Here is an 18,169-nt window from a genome sequence, read left to right on the forward strand (position 1 = left end):
GATGTCTGAATTTGTAACGGTAGCTCGCCCCTACGCCAAAGCAGCTTTTGACTTTGCCGTCGAACACAAAAGTGTTGAGCGCTGGCAGGATATGCTGGCGTTTGCCGCTGAAGTGACTAAAAACGAACAAATGGCAGAGCTTCTCTCCGGTGCCCTGGCGCCGGAAACGCTCTCAGATGCGTTTATCGCTATCTGCGGCGAGCAACTCGACGAAAATGGTCAGAACCTGATTCGGGTGATGGCTGAAAATGGTCGTTTGAAGGTGCTCCCGGATGTTCTTGAGCAGTTCATTCACCTGCGTGCAGCCAGCGAGGCCATCGCAGAGGTAGATGTTATTTCTGCCAACCAACTGAGTGAAGAACAGCTTGCGAAGATCTCCGGCGCGATGGAAAAGCGTCTGTCACGCAAAGTTAAGCTGAATTGCAAAATCGATAAGTCTGTTATGGCAGGAGTTATCATCCGCTCGGGTGATATGGTCATTGATGGTAGCGTACGCGGCCGTCTTGATCGCCTGGCAGACGTCTTGCAGTCTTAAGGGGACTGGAGCATGCAACTGAATTCCACCGAAATCAGCGAACTGATCAAGCAGCGCATTGCTCAGTTCAATGTTGTGAGTGAAGCTCACAACGAAGGTACTATTGTTTCTGTAAGTGACGGTGTTATCCGCATCCACGGCCTGGCCGATTGTATGCAGGGTGAAATGATTTCCCTGCCGGGTAACCGTTACGCTATCGCACTGAACCTGGAGCGCGACTCCGTTGGTGCGGTTGTGATGGGTCCGTATGCTGACCTCGCCGAAGGCATGAAGGTTAAGTGTACAGGCCGTATTCTGGAAGTTCCGGTCGGTCGTGGTCTGTTAGGCCGCGTGGTGAACACCCTGGGTGCGCCGATTGACGGTAAAGGTCCTGTTGAGCACGATGGCTTCTCGCCAATCGAAGTTATCGCTCCGGGCGTTATCGATCGTCAATCCGTAGACCAGCCGGTGCAGACCGGTTACAAATCTGTTGATGCCATGATTCCAATCGGCCGTGGCCAGCGTGAGCTGATCATCGGTGACCGTCAGACCGGTAAAACCGCGATGGCAATCGATGCGATCATCAACCAGCGTGATTCCGGCATCAAATGCGTATACGTAGCTATCGGCCAGAAAGCGTCCACCATCTCTAACGTGGTGCGTAAACTGGAAGAGCACGGCGCGCTGTCCAACACTATCGTTGTTGTGGCGACCGCTTCTGAATCTGCTGCGCTGCAATACCTGGCGCCGTATGCCGGTTGCGCAATGGGCGAATACTTCCGCGACCGCGGTGAAGATGCGCTGATCGTTTACGATGACCTGTCTAAACAGGCTGTTGCTTACCGTCAGGTTTCCCTGCTGCTCCGTCGTCCGCCAGGACGTGAAGCATTCCCGGGCGACGTGTTCTACCTCCACTCCCGTCTGCTGGAGCGCGCATCCCGCGTTAACGCGGAATACGTTGAGAAATTCACCAATGGTGAAGTTAAAGGTAAAACCGGCTCCCTGACTGCGCTGCCGATTATCGAGACGCAAGCGGGTGACGTTTCCGCATTCGTTCCGACCAACGTAATTTCCATTACCGATGGTCAGATCTTCCTGGAAACCAACCTGTTCAACTCCGGTATTCGTCCGGCGGTTAACCCGGGTATCTCCGTATCCCGTGTTGGTGGTGCTGCTCAGACCAAGATCATCAAGAAACTGTCCGGTGGTATCCGTACCGCGCTGGCGCAGTATCGTGAACTGGCTGCGTTCTCTCAGTTCGCATCCGATCTGGACGAAGCGACTCGTAAGCAGCTGAGCCACGGTCAGAAAGTGACCGAACTGCTGAAACAGAAACAGTATGCACCTATGTCTGTAGCACAGCAGGGCCTGGTACTGTTCGCTGCTGAACGCGGTTACCTCGAAGATGTGGAACTGGCGAAAATCGGTAGCTTCGAAGCCGCTCTGCTGGCTTACGTTGACCGTGACCACGCTCCGCTGATGCAAGAGATTAACCAGACCGGTGGCTATAACGACGAGATCGAAGGCAAGCTGAAAGGCATCCTCGACTCCTTCAAAGCAACCCAGTCCTGGTAAAGTCTGGCGGCTTGCCTTAGGGCAGGCCGCAAGGCATTGAGGAGAAGCTCATGGCCGGCGCAAAAGAGATACGTAGTAAGATCGCAAGCGTCCAGAACACGCAAAAGATCACCAAAGCGATGGAGATGGTCGCCGCCTCCAAAATGCGTAAAACGCAGGATCGCATGGCGGCCAGCCGTCCATATGCAGATACTATGCGCAAAGTGATTGGTCACCTTGCGAACGGTAATCTGGAATATAAGCACCCGTACCTGGAAGAACGCGACGTTAAACGCGTGGGCTACCTGGTGGTGTCGACCGACCGTGGTCTGTGCGGTGGCTTGAACATTAACCTGTTCAAAAAACTGCTGGCGGATATGAAAGCATGGTCCGATAAAGGCGTTCAGTGCGACCTCGCAATGATCGGCTCTAAAGGCGTGTCTTTCTTTAACTCCGTGGGCGGCAATATTGTGGCCCAGGTGACCGGTATGGGTGATAACCCGTCCCTGTCCGAACTGATCGGCCCGGTAAAAGTGATGTTGCAGGCCTACGATGAAGGCCGTCTGGACAAGCTTTACGTTGTCAGCAACAAATTTATTAACACCATGTCTCAGGCTCCGACCATCACTCAGCTGCTGCCATTACCGGCTTCAGAAGATGATGATCTGAAACGTAAGTCCTGGGATTACCTGTATGAGCCCGATCCGAAAGCGCTGCTGGATACCCTCCTGCGTCGTTATGTGGAATCTCAGGTTTATCAGGGCGTGGTAGAAAACCTGGCCAGCGAGCAGGCCGCCCGTATGGTGGCGATGAAAGCCGCGACCGATAATGGCGGCAGCCTGATTAAAGAGCTGCAGTTGGTATACAACAAAGCTCGTCAGGCCAGCATTACTCAGGAACTCACCGAGATCGTCTCGGGGGCCGCCGCGGTTTAACCAGGTTATTTCGTAGAGGATTTAAGATGGCTACTGGAAAGATTGTCCAGGTAATCGGCGCCGTGGTCGACGTCGAGTTCCCTCAGGATGCCGTACCACGCGTGTACGATGCCCTTGAGGTACAGAATGGTAATGAGAGCCTGGTGCTGGAAGTTCAGCAGCAGCTCGGCGGTGGCGTAGTTCGTGCTATCGCCATGGGTTCTTCCGACGGTCTGCGTCGTGGTCTGGAAGTTAAAGACCTCGAGCATCCGATCGAAGTCCCGGTAGGTAAAGCGACTCTGGGCCGTATCATGAACGTCCTGGGTCAGCCGATCGACATGAAAGGCGACATCGGCGAAGAAGAGCGTTGGGCTATCCACCGCGCGGCGCCTTCCTATGAAGAGCTGTCCAGCTCTCAGGAACTGCTGGAAACCGGCATCAAAGTTATCGACCTGATGTGTCCGTTCGCTAAGGGCGGTAAAGTTGGTCTGTTCGGTGGTGCGGGTGTAGGTAAAACCGTAAACATGATGGAGCTGATCCGTAACATCGCGATCGAGCACTCCGGTTACTCCGTGTTTGCGGGCGTCGGTGAGCGTACTCGTGAGGGTAACGACTTCTACCACGAAATGACCGACTCTAACGTTCTGGATAAAGTATCCCTGGTTTACGGCCAGATGAACGAGCCGCCGGGAAACCGTCTGCGCGTTGCGCTGACCGGCCTGACCATGGCTGAGAAATTCCGTGACGAAGGTCGTGACGTTCTGCTGTTCGTCGATAACATCTATCGTTACACCCTGGCCGGTACTGAAGTATCTGCACTGCTGGGTCGTATGCCTTCAGCGGTAGGTTATCAGCCGACTCTGGCGGAAGAGATGGGCGTTCTGCAGGAACGTATCACCTCCACCAAAACCGGTTCTATCACCTCCGTTCAGGCGGTATACGTACCTGCGGATGACTTGACTGACCCGTCCCCAGCAACCACCTTTGCGCACCTTGACGCAACCGTGGTACTGAGCCGTCAGATCGCGTCTCTGGGTATCTACCCGGCCGTTGACCCGCTGGATTCCACCAGCCGTCAGCTGGATCCGCTGGTTGTTGGTCAGGAACACTACGACACCGCGCGTGGCGTACAGTCCCTGCTGCAGCGTTATCAGGAACTGAAAGACATCATCGCCATCCTGGGTATGGATGAACTGTCTGAAGAAGATAAACTGGTGGTAGCTCGCGCTCGTAAGATCCAGCGCTTCCTGTCCCAGCCGTTCTTCGTAGCAGAAGTATTTACCGGTTCTCCGGGTAAATACGTTTCGCTGAAAGACACCATCCGTGGCTTTAAAGGCATCATGGAAGGCGAATACGATCACCTGCCGGAGCAGGCGTTCTACATGGTCGGTTCCATCGAAGAAGCCGTGGAAAAAGCCAAAAAACTTTAACGCCTTAATCGGAGGGTGATATGGCAATGACTTACCACCTGGATGTCGTCAGCGCAGAGAAACAAATGTTCTCTGGCCTGGTCGAGAAAATCCAGGTAACGGGTAGCGAAGGTGAACTGGGTATTTTCCCGGGTCATGCGCCGCTGCTCACCGCCATTAAGCCTGGTATGATTCGCATCGTTAAACAGTTCGGTCACGAAGAGTTTATCTATCTGTCCGGCGGCATTCTTGAAGTGCAACCGGGCAACGTGATCGTTCTGGCCGATACGGCAATTCGCGGTCAGGACCTCGACGAAGCACGAGCCCTGGAAGCGAAACGTAAAGCGGAAGAGCACATCAAGAGCTCTCACGGCGACGTGGATTACGCTCAGGCGTCCGCGGAACTGGCCAAAGCGATCGCTAAACTGCGCGTTATCGAATTGACCAAAAAAGCGATGTAACACCGGCTTGAAAGCTAAAAGCCAGTCTGGCAACAGACTGGCTTTTTTTATGCTTAATGACCCACCCTGAGTTTAGAATCAGATGTATTGTTTACTTCCGCTACGGTTGTTAGGTCTGCCTTTAAAGACGGCAGGGCCATTCATCGTGAGTTCCAGACTGTTGTCTTGTCGGCGGGTTAACCAAGGAGTGGATTCACTCATCGGTTTAGATGTCACACCTGATGGATATAATTCGATAGTATCCTGATCTATTTCAATCAGGCCAATAACGTAGGTATAAATACAGCTACTGAAGAAACCTTTCTTTTTCGTGAAATCAAAAGAGCATTCTACAATCTTGTCACCATACTCCATGCGCATTTTCGGTTTTAATGACGCTACGGCTACCACACCGTTACTGACGGCGGAATAGACACTACATACCAGCGCAATTTTCCCACCCGCCAGTCGGGATATTTCAGGGTTAATTTCTACCTTTTCAACGCCAGGCGCAGAAAGACTTGCGCTAACGACGTCGCCCGTATGGTAAACCCAGGGTTTTTTATTAAACGCACCTGATTTATCCGGCGCCTGAATGAGGGACATATTACCGTCAGGCCACAGAATTCCTACTCGTAAATCCAGGTCATCATTATCGCGACCATCGCCGTTATCTACCCATGTGGCGCTAATCGTAATTTTTGGGGGCGCATCGCTTCCCTTTATAAGCGAAACGCGGTGTTTATCTTCTGGTTTTTTGAGCGAAACTACCGCATTGTTTATATTAGGTTTTTGTAAGCCAGCAGTTGCAGGCGCCGGTTCACTTTCTACCTCGACACCATACATATTACAAAGCCCGACCAGGCCTGAGGAAAATCCCTGCCATACGGATCGGGCTTTAAATTGACCGTTATGCACATATAATTCCAGCACGATAATCCCAGTCTCCTGATTAAATGAACCGGGAGCTAGTTCCAGTATTTGTTCGCCCGCTTTTATTTGTGCCTGCAGATCGTTAACAGTAGAAAACCCCCCAGCGCTTCCGTCTTGAGTCAATGTGATGGCTATTTTCGTGATGCCAGCTGGTAGCTTTGATAAATCAAAATGAATGCTATGGGACATCACATTATTTTGTAGTTCAGGTGGTATAAACATAGCACAACCAGAGCTATGCTTTTGAGCGTTAAAAAACACCATGCCGGTATCATCTTCCGTCTTTCCTGATGCAGTCAGTAGAAAAGCGGTAAGGTTGATATCCAGCCCATTGCCAGTCCGATGGGAAACGGTGACCAATCCAGTTGGCGCGTTTAAAGACGAATTTTCGCCAGGTGTGAGGTATTTATGCATGGTTAATTGTCCTTAATTATTGTGGCATGATTTTTTGAGTCTACACTTTTTATTTTCTCTTGGCTTTTGATTTTATTATTGAGCTAGGTTATATATTTTCTGGATTTATTTAATTAGCTATTATTTTTAATAAGTGGGTTCGGCTAATTAAATATCAGAATTAAATATAGAGAGACCTTCAGGTTCCTGTTCGTAGCATAAAAAGTGCGAGGCCCTCCTTCTTTGTTATTGATTAGTTAAATGATGAGGCGTAGACTCTGTTTTGTGATGTGTATCACAAAAAAAACATAACCCGCACCTGCAATCTGGAAATCATCATGAAACTGTTCCACAAAATCATCGCCAAATTTAGCGCCCTGAGCTTCTAATCGCTGCGCTACCACCCTGTTTTCACACACTATCGCTCATTCAAACGCCAACATATGTGATGTGAATCCGCGGACAAGAGGTCGCATGAGGGGGGATGCTGGTCACTTAAGGCGATCGGCATTTTTGTCAGGGTATGGTTCGTCACTGCGGTGAGTGCCCTGGGAGAATTTGTCCCCTCAATTCCCTTCTTCATTTCAGTAGAACAAAGGCCTGGTCATTTTGAACAATCACCTTTGTTATCGTCGATGAACTGCTTTGTTTTTTTATCCTGAACTTTGGCTAATTCACCCTTAACTATAAAGTAACGGTATTCCTTATCGCTTAGAACGAATGTTCCTGGGGTTGTGTTTTTATCTTTATCCCAATGTAATCTTTTCTTGTTTTTTTCACCACATTTAAACAATGTCTTACGATTATCGATGCTTTGATTCGCTTCATCATAAATCACCCCATGGCTATCAATAAATTTTGAATAACCATAACTCATCAGAAAATCCGAAAAAACGACGGGGCCACGTCTATCATATTTATCTCTTCTATTATGATTTTCAAGATTATATAAAGTGTTGTTGATAATGAGGTACGCGCTTCCGCTATATTTTGCTTTAACAAGAAAGTAAATCTTGTCCTGTGGAGTGATGCCTATTTTATATATGTCTTTATGATAGTGTTTGTTTATTTGCACCCATATATTATTTTTTGTACGAATAACAGTGTAACCATCATTCTTCATCGTATTATAAATACTATTATCAGGAAGGTAGCATTCCAGATGGGGAAAGCCAGGAACCGGGCACACAGGTGTTACGAGCGTCGGTGGGATACCTGCTAGCGTTTCAATAGCCTTTCCATAGTAAAAAAGGTGCTGGTTATCTGTGGATAAACCCCGACCACTTGGCAGCGCATAGAGATTGGCAGAGATGTTGTTACGAGGCGTTAAAATTAAATTACCTTGTTGATTTTCTATTTTATAAATTTGCTTTCCGGTGCTAATTAATGATTCATTGATCAGATTGACTTCACCGGTAACTGGCACATCCAGAGGTTTTTCTAAGTAATAAATATTGTTCTTATCCCATGCCAGATTACATCCGAGAGAGTATATGTCATGCTCTTTCATTTCGTATGCTTTGAATGATTGAGGGTCGGCGTTTTTTATTTTTGTTCCTTTATAATAAACGTTCTTGTCATCTGCGATGTAATTTATCCTACTATACCCACAGTTGTGATTTGGTTCTTTTATTACATTTATACGATTGGCATTAATATTGAGTGAATAATAGTGTTTTTTTTCACGTTCAATTTCTGGAAGGATATTTAAGTCAGGTGCCATGCAGGTGACACCAGCACAACCAGAGTGCCGATTATATGTCCTGCTATTGTAATTAGTATACCAGGCTTTGTTGTTTTTTAATACATAAGGGCTATCTGGTATTGGTTTGTAATTGCTGCCGCATGACATTTTTTCAACTTTGCCATCGTCGTGCCAATATTCCGTGCATGAATGAAATTTCGCATAGCATGCTGAAGTATTAATAAATAACAATAAAGTAAGGATAATTCCGAATTTTAATTTATGCATTGTATTACGCTTCCTGTGCGGATTAACGAGCAGCCTGTTCCTGGCTAACGGCATAGTGAAATAAAAATGAGCTAGCTCAGCGTAAACCAAAATGCCCATAGAGACTATTGAAATGAAACCATCACTGCTTCACTGGCTAAACAGACTCGCCCATCCATTTACATAAATGATAAAATGCATATTAATCATAAGATGGTATCCATTTACTCATGCTTTATTTATGTATAAAAAAAACAGCAAAAGCAGTGAGATAGGCGACTATTTCTCTCCCTATCATCGTTTTTCAGCGTTAAACTGATTTGCGATGGTGAAAAATAGCGCCCTAAAATGGTGTATAGCATTGAGCCTGGACGTTTTCTCCGCGTCTCGTTTCATGATGAAAAATATGTAGCAATTTCAACGTGAAAGGCTTTTACTTTTCGTTCTAACAGCTGTCAGGATGCGTATGTCAAACAGTGCGATGAGCGTGGTTATCCTTGCCGCAGGCAAAGGGACCCGCATGTATTCCGATCTTCCTAAGGTGCTGCATACTCTGGCCGGGAAGCCAATGGTTCAGCACGTCATTGATGCGGCTAAAGATTTAGGCGCTGCCGCGGTACACCTGGTGTACGGCCACGGCGGCGATCTGCTGCGTCAAACGCTGCATGAAGATAACCTCAACTGGGTGCTGCAAGCAGAGCAGCTCGGTACCGGCCATGCGATGCAGCAGGCGGCGCCGTTCTTCAATGATGATGAAGATATCTTGATGCTCTATGGCGATGTGCCGTTGATTTCGGTTGAAACGCTACAGCGCCTGCGCGCCGCAAAACCGCAGGGCGGTATCGGCCTGTTGACGGTGAAGCTGGATGATCCAACCGGTTATGGGCGCATCACGCGTGAAAATGGCCAGGTAACAGGCATCGTTGAGCATAAAGACGCCAGCGAAGCACAGCGCCAGATTCAGGAGATCAATACCGGGATTCTGGTTGCTAACGGCGCGGACCTGAAACGCTGGTTGGCGAAGCTCACTAACAATAACGCCCAGGGCGAATACTACATCACTGATATTATCGCGATGGCTCATCAGGAAGGTCATGAGATCGTTGCGGTGCATCCACAGCGTCTGAGCGAAGTTGAAGGGGTGAACAACCGTCTGCAACTTTCGCGTCTGGAACGAGTATATCAGTCAGAGCAGGCAGAAAAACTGCTGCTGGCGGGTGTGATGCTGCGCGATCCGGCGCGTTTCGATCTGCGCGGCGTGCTGAAACACGGGCGCGATGTCGAAATTGATACTAACGTTATTCTGCAAGGTCATGTTGTGCTGGGCGATCGCGTGAAGATCGGCGCCGGCTGCGTCATCAAAGACAGCGTCATCGGCGATGACTGCGAAATCAGCCCGTATAGCGTGGTTGAAGATGCGCAACTGCAGGCTGCCTGCACCATCGGCCCGTTTGCGCGTCTGCGTCCGGGGGCTGAACTGCTGGAAGGCGCTCACGTTGGCAACTTTGTCGAAATGAAGAAAGCCCGTCTGGGCAAAGGTTCGAAGGCAGGACACCTCTCCTACCTCGGCGACGCTGAAATTGGCGACAACGTTAATATCGGCGCAGGTACCATCACCTGTAACTATGATGGCGCAAATAAGCATAAAACGATCATCGGCGATGACGTGTTTGTCGGTTCTGATACGCAACTGGTCGCGCCGGTCAGCGTCGGTAACGGCGTGACGATTGCCGCGGGCACCACCGTCACGCGTAATATTGCTGACAACGAACTAGTGTTAAGTCGCGTGCCGCAGGTCCACAAACAGGGCTGGCAGCGTCCGGTAAAGAAAAAGTAGTTTTTAGATTGTCGCCGGGTGAGAGATCGCCCGGCAAACCAGGATGAGAGGAGCAATATAGGTCCCCGTCCGCAGGCAGTACCATAAAAATAACCCCACTCTCTACAAGGCTCGGGGCGCCCGTAAAGGGCAAATACAGGTCAGCGACAACGCATGGCATATCGCCATTATCAGGAAATTTAACTATGTGTGGAATTGTTGGCGCAGTCGCGCAGCGTGATATTGCTGAAATCCTTCTCGAAGGTTTACGTCGTCTGGAATACCGGGGCTATGACTCTGCCGGTCTGGCAGTGGTCGATAACGAAGGTCATATGACCCGCGTTCGTCGTCTTGGTAAAGTTCAGATGCTGGCTCAGGCGGTAGAAGAGCAACCGTTACATGGCGGTACCGGGATTGCCCATACCCGCTGGGCGACGCACGGCGAGCCGTCTGAGAGCAATGCGCATCCGCATGTTTCTGAACATATTGCGGTGGTCCATAACGGGATCATCGAGAACCATGAGCCGCTGCGCGCCCTGCTGCAGTCTCGTGGCTATGTCTTCGTCTCCGAAACCGATACCGAAGTTATCGCGCATCTGGTGCACTGGGAGCTGGAACAGGGCGGCACCTTGCGTGAAGCCGTACTGCGCGCAATCCCGCAGCTGCGCGGCGCCTATGGTACGGTGATCATGGATACCCGCGATCCGGGGACGCTGCTGGCGGCACGCTCCGGTAGCCCGCTGGTCATTGGCCTGGGCATGGGCGAAAACTTTATCGCTTCTGACCAGCTGGCGCTGCTGCCGGTGACCCGCCGCTTTATCTTCCTCGAAGAGGGCGATATTGCCGAAGTTACCCGTCGTACGGTGGTTATTTTCGATAAATCCGGCGCGGAAGTGAATCGCCAGGAGATCGAATCTAATCTGCAGTATGACGCCGGTGATAAGGGGATTTATCGCCACTATATGCAGAAAGAGATTTACGAACAGCCGAACGCGATTAAGAACACCCTGACCGGGCGTATCAGCCATGGCGAGGTCGATCTCAGCGAACTGGGGCCGAATGCCAACGCGCTGCTGTCGCAGGTTGAGCATATCCAGATTGTTGCCTGCGGAACCTCGTATAACTCCGGGATGGTCTCCCGTTACTGGTTCGAAGCGTTAGCCGGTGTGCCGTGCGATGTCGAAATTGCTTCCGAATTCCGCTACCGCAAATCCGCGGTGCGCCGTAACAGCCTGATGATCACCCTCTCCCAGTCCGGTGAGACGGCGGATACCCTGGCGGCGCTGCGCCTCTCTAAAGAGCTTGGCTATCTGGGGTCGTTGGCTATCTGCAACGTTCCGGGCTCCTCGCTGGTGCGCGAGTCCGATCTGGCGTTGATGACCAAAGCCGGTACCGAAATCGGCGTGGCATCGACCAAGGCCTTTACCACTCAGCTGACCGTGCTGTTGATGCTGGTGGCGAAACTGGCGCGTCTCAAGGGCCAGGATGCGGCTATCGAGCAGGATATCGTGCATGGCCTGCAGGCGCTGCCGAACCGTATCGAGCAGATGCTGTCGCAGGATAAGCGCATCGAACAGCTGGCGGAACGTTTCTCCGATAAGCATCACGCGCTGTTCCTTGGCCGCGGCGATCAGTACCCGATCGCGCTGGAAGGGGCGCTGAAGCTGAAAGAGATCTCCTACATTCATGCTGAAGCTTATGCGGCGGGCGAGCTGAAACATGGCCCGCTGGCGCTGATTGATGCCGAAATGCCGGTTATCGTGGTGGCGCCGAACAACGAACTGTTGGAAAAACTGAAATCCAATATTGAAGAAGTTCGCGCCCGCGGCGGTGAACTGTACGTCTTCGCCGATGGAGACGCCGGTTTCAGCGGCAGCGACAACATGCACATCATCGAGATGCCACATGTCGAAGAGGTGATTGCGCCGATCTTCTACACCGTGCCGCTGCAGCTGCTGGCTTATCACGTTGCGCTGATCAAAGGCACCGACGTTGACCAGCCGCGTAACCTGGCGAAATCGGTGACCGTAGAGTAACGGTCGATACGACTGAATCAGGCAGTGAAATCTGTAAATCCGGTAGTGTTAATGAAACACTATCGGATTTTTTATATCCAGCTCACACTATGTTTATTTATTTTTTCCAGAATTGAATTTCTCTTCGTAAATTATAAAGATGGTTCATATGTAAAGATAATTAGCGATGCCGCAGGATTACAGAAAGAAAGTTTTTAAAGCAATAGACTATATCAATGATCATCTTTGTGTTAATCCAACGCTGGATGAAATTGCGAGTGAAGTAGCGGTATCAAGTTTTCATTTTCACCGAATCTTTAAAGCTCAGGTTGGGGAAACGGTGGCTGCTTTTACTCGCCGTCTGCGAATGGAAAAGGCGGCCATGCATTTGATTGAATCTCCATATGGCGATATCACCGGTCTTGCTTTGCAGATCGGATTTTCCAGTTCGCAAAATTTTGCTAAAGCTTTTCGTCAGCATTTTTCACTCACCCCCGGTGAGTTTCGTCGTCGTTTTGCGAGACAAGAGAAAAGCAAACCTGGAAACGTCAGTATTGTAGAAAGCGACTATTCTCAATCCGACGCGATGTTGAGCACATGGGATGATGCTGGTTTTATCGCGGCTGGCGTGGAATATTTACCGGCAGTGCGTCTGGCATATATGCGGCGATTCGGCCTGTATGGGAAAGAGACGTGCCAACAAACGCACGCAGACCTGTTAGCCCTGTTTCCTGATACGCCATTGCAGCCCGGAGGAATGATTTGCCTCTATTGGGATTCGCCAGAAGTTACACCGGAGTTACGCTGCCGCACCGATGTGTGCGTAGAACTCGCTGGCAGTGTAAAAACCGGGCGAGAAATTGCCGTACAGACGCGAGCGAGTGGGCGGTATGCCATTTGTAAGTTTGCTGTTTATGGGGAAAATTTGGATACCGCCTGGGATATCGCATTTGCTTGGGTTAATGCTCAGGGTTATTTAAAAGGCGATAGCCCGTGCTATGAAAAATATTATCCAGAAACGGATGTCTCTCGCGATTATTATGTTTTCGATATTGGTATTCCTTTGAAAAACACACCAGCTGAATAACATTTTATAACTATTGATTTGGTCTTTATTGGCAAACGCAACGGAGTTATTAATGAAACGCTCAATGCTTTATCTGGTGTGTGCACTGGCGATGTCTCCTTTTTCAGTTTATTCCCAGCAAGATAATAAAACAATTATATATGGTGGGGACATTTATAGCGCTGATGCGTCAAATCCGCATCCTGAAGCTATTGGTATTGAAGGGGAAAAAATCGTTGCCGTTGGTAAATACCAGGACGTCCTTAAACTAGTTGGCGAACATGCCCGGCAAATCGATCTAAAAGGTCGGTATCTGATGCCCGGATTGATTGATACCCATGCCCACGTCGCTAATGCCGGTTTTCAGACGCTAACGCTGGAATTCCCCGGCGGCTTGCAGGATGCCGCAGCAGTGCGTGCTTTCGTCGCTAAAAATAAAGATAATCCGCAGCGCGATCTGCATGGTGTGCAGTATTACAGTAATGTGCCGTTGGATTACTGGGATCGAATTAGTCTGCTGGATAGCGTATTCAATGCGCCGGAATATAAAAATACGCCGGTGGTGTTGGGTGGCGCTGACGCCCATACCGGCTGGGCTAATCAGGCAATGCTACGTAAAGCGGGTTTAACAACGGAAAAACTCCGACATGCGGATAGCGCTTTTAAAGCGGGAACGGGATTGACAGCTGACGGTAAAATCAGCGGTTTTGTCACTGAAGGCGCGTGGGATTTCGTGATGAATGCCATCCCTGCCGTTGATGACGAGACATTATCCCGCGCCATTATTGCGGGAGCGGATGCCATGAACCAGTTCGGCATTACTGCCTGGATGGATCCGCTCAGCAATATTCGCCCATTGTCACCGATGTTTGACGCCAGCCCTAATCGCAACGATGTAGGCTTGCTTCCTGCATACTCGGCGTTAGCTAAGGCCAATAAGCTAACCGCCCATGTTAGCGGCCTGGCGTTGGTGAATATTAATGCCGGGCCTTCAATTATTGACGATGTGTTAGCGCTGCGCGATAAATTCTCTCAAAGCCCTGATTTCAGGCTGGCGGGGATTAAGATCTTTCAGGACGGTGTCATTGAATACCCTTCACAAACGGCGAAACTGAGCCTGCCTTATTTGAATCGTCCAGGCTATCGCGGCAGCGAATCGTTAAATAAAACCAGGTTCTGTCAGCTGATTACCCGTACGGATGCCGAGCATCTGATCGCGCATTTTCATGCGATCGGCGATCGCGCTGTTGAAGAATCGCTGGATGCCGTAGCTTGTGCCCGAAAAGCCAACGGTAATAGCGAGACGCTACATAGCATCACCCATCTGGAAGTGGTCAGCCCGCAGAGCTACCCACGTTTTCAGCAGCTTAATGTTGCGGCCTCGATGCAGCTATTATGGGCCGGTAAGGATGGCGATGGCGCCACGACAACCTTACTGGAGGGCAAGGTACCTGCACCTCTGCTAACTCATCTTTATCCGGCAGGCGATCTGTACCGTCACCATGCATTGATTGCCGGCGCCAGTGATTTACCGGTGTCCAGCGCGAACCCGCTATTGGCTATTTACACGGCCGTCACGCGCAGGGGGGAGTTGGGCGAGCTACCGCCGGATAGTGAGAAAATTAGTCGGGAGGCGATGCTTCAGGCCTATACTTTGAATGCGGCGAAGGTGATTGGCCGGGGAGATGAAATAGGTTCGCTGGCCGTAGGCAAAAGCGCCGATTTTGCACTTTTCGATCGCAATCTTGAAAAAGTGAGTATTGAGGAGTTGCGTGACGCGAAGGTCGTCTGGACGATGTTTGAGGGCCGTCAGGTTTATCAAGCGGAGTGACGTCATTTCAGGGCTGCCTCCCGGCAGCCTTTTAAGAGATGAAGTAAAATCCGCTTCCCTGCTTTATGACAGACTGTCATTTTCGAACCTTATTTTCACTGTCATACAGGTAAAATCTTGCCGTAAACCTGATGTCACAATTAAATCCAATTCATTGAAAATATTGATTTTAATTTCCTTTCGTCGAACGCATTTCTGCGTGTCATAAAACTGTCATAATTCGTACATTTTACTGTCACCTGTTTGTCCTATTTTGCTCACCATAGCTTCGAAACAACGGTTTACGAATCCCAGCAGGAGACATTATGAACGTTATGCGTACCACCGTCGCAACAGTTGTCGCCGCGACCTTATCGATGAGCGCTTTCTCTGCTTTCGCAGCAGCAAGCCTGACTGGCGCAGGTGCAACTTTCCCTGCTCCGGTGTATGCCAAATGGGCTGATACCTATCAGAAAGAAACGGGCAATAAAGTTAACTACCAGGGTATTGGTTCCTCTGGCGGCGTTAAACAGATTATTGCCAACACCGTGGATTTCGGTGCTTCTGATGCTCCTCTGGCTGATGACAAACTGGCGCAGGAAGGCCTGTTCCAGTTCCCGACCGTGATCGGCGGCGTGGTGCTGGCGGTTAACCTGCCGGGCGTTAAATCCGGGGAGCTGGTGCTGGATGGTAAAACCCTCGGCGACATCTACCTGGGCAAAATCAAAAAATGGGATGACGAAGCGATCGCTAAACTCAACCCTGGCCTGAAGCTACCGGCTCAGAACATCGCTGTGGTTCGCCGCGCGGATGGTTCCGGTACTTCCTTCGTCTTCACCAGTTATCTGGCGAAAGTGAACGAAGAGTGGAAATCTAAAATTGGCGCAGGCTCTACCGTAAACTGGCCGACCGGTCTGGGCGGTAAAGGCAACGACGGTATCGCGGCCTTCGTTCAGCGTCTGCCGGGCGCGATCGGCTACGTCGAGTATGCTTACGCTAAGCAGAATAACCTGGCTTACACCAAACTGCTGTCCGCTGACGGCAAGCCGGTCAGCCCGACGGAAGATAACTTCGCTAATGCGGCGAAAGGTATCGACTGGAGCAAGTCCTTCGCTCAGGACCTGACTAACCAGAAAGGTGAAAATGCATGGCCGATCACCTCAACCACTTTCATCCTCGTCCACAAGGCCTCCAATAAGCCGGAGAATACCGCGGAAGTGCTGAAGTTCTTCGACTGGGCATATAAAAACGGCGGCAAAGAAGCGAATGCGCTGGATTATGCCAGCCTGCCGGACAGCGTGGTTGAGCAGGTTCGCGCCGCATGGAAAACCAACGTGAAAGACAGCAGCGGTAAAGCGCTGTACTAATACCCGCGGAATGTCGAGCTGCCGGCTAGCTTCCTGCAGCTCGAATTATTTCGGGTATAGCATTACCTTTGCCCGTAAGCTCAGTAAAATGCTGGCTTTTTGGGCCCGAACTTAAAGAGTAACCTATGGCTGCAAGCAAGCCGGCATTCAACCCTCCGGGGAAAAAGGGTGACATGATCTTCAGCGCGCTGGTAAAACTGGCTGCGCTGATTGTGCTATTGATGCTGGGTGGCATCATCGTTTCCCTCATCATCTCTTCATGGCCAAGTATTCAGAAATTTGGCTTTTCCTTTTTGTGGACCAAAGAGTGGGATGCGCCGAATGAAATCTTCGGTGCGCTGGTACCGATTTACGGGACTCTGGTTACCTCAATTATCGCGTTGTTGATCGCCGTTCCGGTGAGCTTCGGCATCGCGCTGTTCCTGACTGAACTCTCCCCGGCCTGGCTAAAACGCCCGCTGGGTATCGCTATTGAGCTGCTGGCGGCAATCCCGAGTATCGTATACGGCATGTGGGGCCTGTTTATTTTTGCCCCGCTGTTTGCGACTTACTTCCAGGAACCAGTCGGCAACGTCCTTTCGACGATCCCCTTTGTCGGCGCGCTGTTTGCCGGCCCGGCGTTCGGTATCGGCATCCTGGCGGCCGGCGTCATTCTGGCCATCATGATCATTCCTTATATCGCCGCGGTAATGCGTGATGTCTTCGAGCAGACGCCGGTGATGATGAAAGAGTCCGCATATGGGATCGGCTGCACCACGTGGGAGGTGATTTGGCGCATTGTGCTGCCGTTCACCAAAAACGGGGTGATTGGCGGCGTCATGCTCGGCCTGGGCCGCGCGCTGGGCGAAACCATGGCCGTCACCTTTATTATCGGTAACACCTATCAGCTCGACAGCGCTTCGCTGTATATGCCGGGCAACAGTATTACCTCGGCGCTGGCCAATGAATTCGCGGAAGCGGAAAGCGGCCTGCACGTAGCGGCGCTGATGGAACTGGGCCTGATCCTGTTTGTTATCACCTTTATCGTTCTGGCCGCGTCGAAGTTCATGATTATGCGTCTCGCTAAGAACGAGGGGGCACGCTAATGGCAACGATCGAATTGCAAACCACCGCCGAACTGGCGGAATCCCGTCGCAAGATGCAGGCTAAGCGCCGCCTGAAGAACCGCATCGCCCTGACCCTGTCGATGGCGACCATGGCATTCGGCCTCTTCTGGCTTATCTGGATCCTGATGTCGACCATCACGCGTGGCATCGACGGCATGAGCCTGGCGCTGTTCACCGAAATGACGCCGCCGCCGAATACCGCGGGCGGCGGTCTGGCGAACGCCCTGGCGGGCAGCGGCCTGCTGATCCTGTGGGCGACCGTCTTTGGTACGCCGCTGGGTATCATGGCCGGTATCTATCTGGCGGAATATGGCCGTAAGTCGGTACTGGCGGAAATCATCCGCTTTATCAACGATATTCTGCTTTCCGCGCCGTCTATCGTCGTGGGTCTGTTTGTCTACACCATCGTGGTGGCGCAGATGCAGCATTTCTCCGGCTGGGCGGGCGTTATCGCGCTGGCGCTGCTGCAGGTGCCCATCGTGATTCGTACCACTGAAAACATGCTAAAGCTGGTGCCGGATAGCCTGCGTGAAGCAGCCTATGCGCTGGGGACGCCGAAATGGAAGATGATTTCCGCGATCACCCTTAAGGCGTCGGTATCCGGCATTATGACCGGTATCCTGCTGGCCATTGCCCGTATCGCCGGGGAGACGGCGCCGCTGCTGTTCACCGCGCTCTCCAACCAGTTCTGGAGCACCGATATGATGCAGCCGATCGCCAATCTGCCGGTGACCATTTTTAAATTTGCCATGAGTCCGTTCGCGGAATGGCAGCAACTGGCATGGGCCGGGGTATTGATTATCACCCTGTGCGTCTTGCTGCTGAATATTCTGGCGCGCGTTGTCTTCGCGAAGAAGAAACACGGTTAATTTTTGCGGCGC

Annotated in this window: 14 protein-coding genes; 12 read left to right on the top strand and 2 right to left on the bottom strand. The window is 50.9% G+C overall.

The window, feature by feature from the left end; all coding sequences use genetic code 11:
- Position 1: 1 nt before the first annotated feature.
- The 5 genes from atpH to ABLV66_RS25295 are packed head-to-tail and all read left to right on the top strand — an operon-like array spanning position 2 to position 4,852.
- Positions 2-535, top strand: a complete 534-nt coding sequence (gene atpH / locus ABLV66_RS25275) for a F0F1 ATP synthase subunit delta (RefSeq protein WP_015369005.1) — start codon at positions 2-4, stop codon at positions 533-535.
- 12 nt (positions 536-547) lie between these two features.
- Positions 548-2,089: a F0F1 ATP synthase subunit alpha gene (atpA, locus tag ABLV66_RS25280; protein ID WP_015369006.1), complete on the top strand. Its 1,542-nt coding sequence runs from the start codon at positions 548-550 to the stop codon at positions 2,087-2,089.
- Positions 2,090-2,139: 50 nt separating this feature from the next.
- Positions 2,140-3,003 carry a F0F1 ATP synthase subunit gamma gene (atpG, locus tag ABLV66_RS25285; RefSeq protein WP_015369007.1) on the top strand — a complete coding sequence of 288 codons (864 nt, stop codon included), beginning with the start codon at positions 2,140-2,142 and terminating at the stop codon, positions 3,001-3,003.
- 26 nt (positions 3,004-3,029) lie between these two features.
- Positions 3,030-4,412, top strand: coding sequence for a F0F1 ATP synthase subunit beta (atpD, locus tag ABLV66_RS25290; protein ID WP_015369008.1), 1,383 nt, complete (start codon positions 3,030-3,032; stop codon positions 4,410-4,412).
- 20 nt (positions 4,413-4,432) lie between these two features.
- Positions 4,433-4,852: a F0F1 ATP synthase subunit epsilon gene (locus tag ABLV66_RS25295; protein WP_015703917.1), complete on the top strand. Its 420-nt coding sequence runs from the start codon at positions 4,433-4,435 to the stop codon at positions 4,850-4,852.
- Between the two features lie 78 nt (positions 4,853-4,930).
- Here the strand turns inward: ABLV66_RS25295 and ABLV66_RS25300 are convergent, their stop codons facing one another.
- Both ABLV66_RS25300 and ABLV66_RS25305 read right to left on the bottom strand, forming a co-directional pair.
- On the bottom strand, positions 4,931-6,178 hold the full coding sequence (locus ABLV66_RS25300) for a TerD family protein (RefSeq protein ID WP_348877240.1): 1,248 nt from the start codon (positions 6,176-6,178) through the stop codon (positions 4,931-4,933).
- 583 nt (positions 6,179-6,761) lie between these two features.
- Positions 6,762-8,129 (bottom strand): DKNYY domain-containing protein, encoded by a 1,368-nt coding sequence (locus ABLV66_RS25305; RefSeq protein ID WP_315711987.1) that lies wholly within the window; start codon positions 8,127-8,129, stop codon positions 6,762-6,764.
- Positions 8,130-8,574: 445 nt separating this feature from the next.
- Here ABLV66_RS25305 and glmU point away from each other — a divergent pair, with 445 nt between their 5' ends.
- From glmU to pstA, 7 genes are all read left to right on the top strand, one after another.
- Positions 8,575-9,945 (top strand): bifunctional UDP-N-acetylglucosamine diphosphorylase/glucosamine-1-phosphate N-acetyltransferase GlmU, encoded by a 1,371-nt coding sequence (gene glmU, locus ABLV66_RS25310; RefSeq protein WP_045396006.1) that lies wholly within the window; start codon positions 8,575-8,577, stop codon positions 9,943-9,945.
- A gap of 185 nt (positions 9,946-10,130) precedes the next feature.
- Positions 10,131-11,960, top strand: a complete 1,830-nt coding sequence (glmS, locus tag ABLV66_RS25315) for a glutamine--fructose-6-phosphate transaminase (isomerizing) (protein WP_015703916.1) — start codon at positions 10,131-10,133, stop codon at positions 11,958-11,960.
- A gap of 166 nt (positions 11,961-12,126) precedes the next feature.
- Positions 12,127-13,026, top strand: coding sequence for an AraC family transcriptional regulator (locus tag ABLV66_RS25320; RefSeq protein ID WP_047078158.1), 900 nt, complete (start codon positions 12,127-12,129; stop codon positions 13,024-13,026).
- Between the two features lie 52 nt (positions 13,027-13,078).
- Positions 13,079-14,836, top strand: coding sequence for an amidohydrolase (locus ABLV66_RS25325; RefSeq protein WP_063414970.1), 1,758 nt, complete (start codon positions 13,079-13,081; stop codon positions 14,834-14,836).
- Between the two features lie 305 nt (positions 14,837-15,141).
- Positions 15,142-16,182, top strand: a complete 1,041-nt coding sequence (gene pstS / locus ABLV66_RS25330) for a phosphate ABC transporter substrate-binding protein PstS (RefSeq protein WP_015369012.1) — start codon at positions 15,142-15,144, stop codon at positions 16,180-16,182.
- A 125-nt stretch (positions 16,183-16,307) separates the two neighbouring features.
- Positions 16,308-17,267: a phosphate ABC transporter permease PstC gene (gene pstC, locus ABLV66_RS25335; RefSeq protein WP_045396000.1), complete on the top strand. Its 960-nt coding sequence runs from the start codon at positions 16,308-16,310 to the stop codon at positions 17,265-17,267.
- On the top strand, positions 17,267-18,157 hold the full coding sequence (gene pstA, locus ABLV66_RS25340; RefSeq protein ID WP_045395998.1) for a phosphate ABC transporter permease PstA: 891 nt from the start codon (positions 17,267-17,269) through the stop codon (positions 18,155-18,157). Before pstC ends, pstA begins: the two co-directional genes overlap by 1 nt.
- The last annotated feature ends 12 nt before the right edge of the window (positions 18,158-18,169 follow it).

It is taken from the genome of Klebsiella sp. CN_Kp073 (genome assembly GCF_040065495.2).
In the GTDB taxonomy this organism is placed as follows: domain Bacteria; phylum Pseudomonadota; class Gammaproteobacteria; order Enterobacterales; family Enterobacteriaceae; genus Klebsiella; species Klebsiella aerogenes.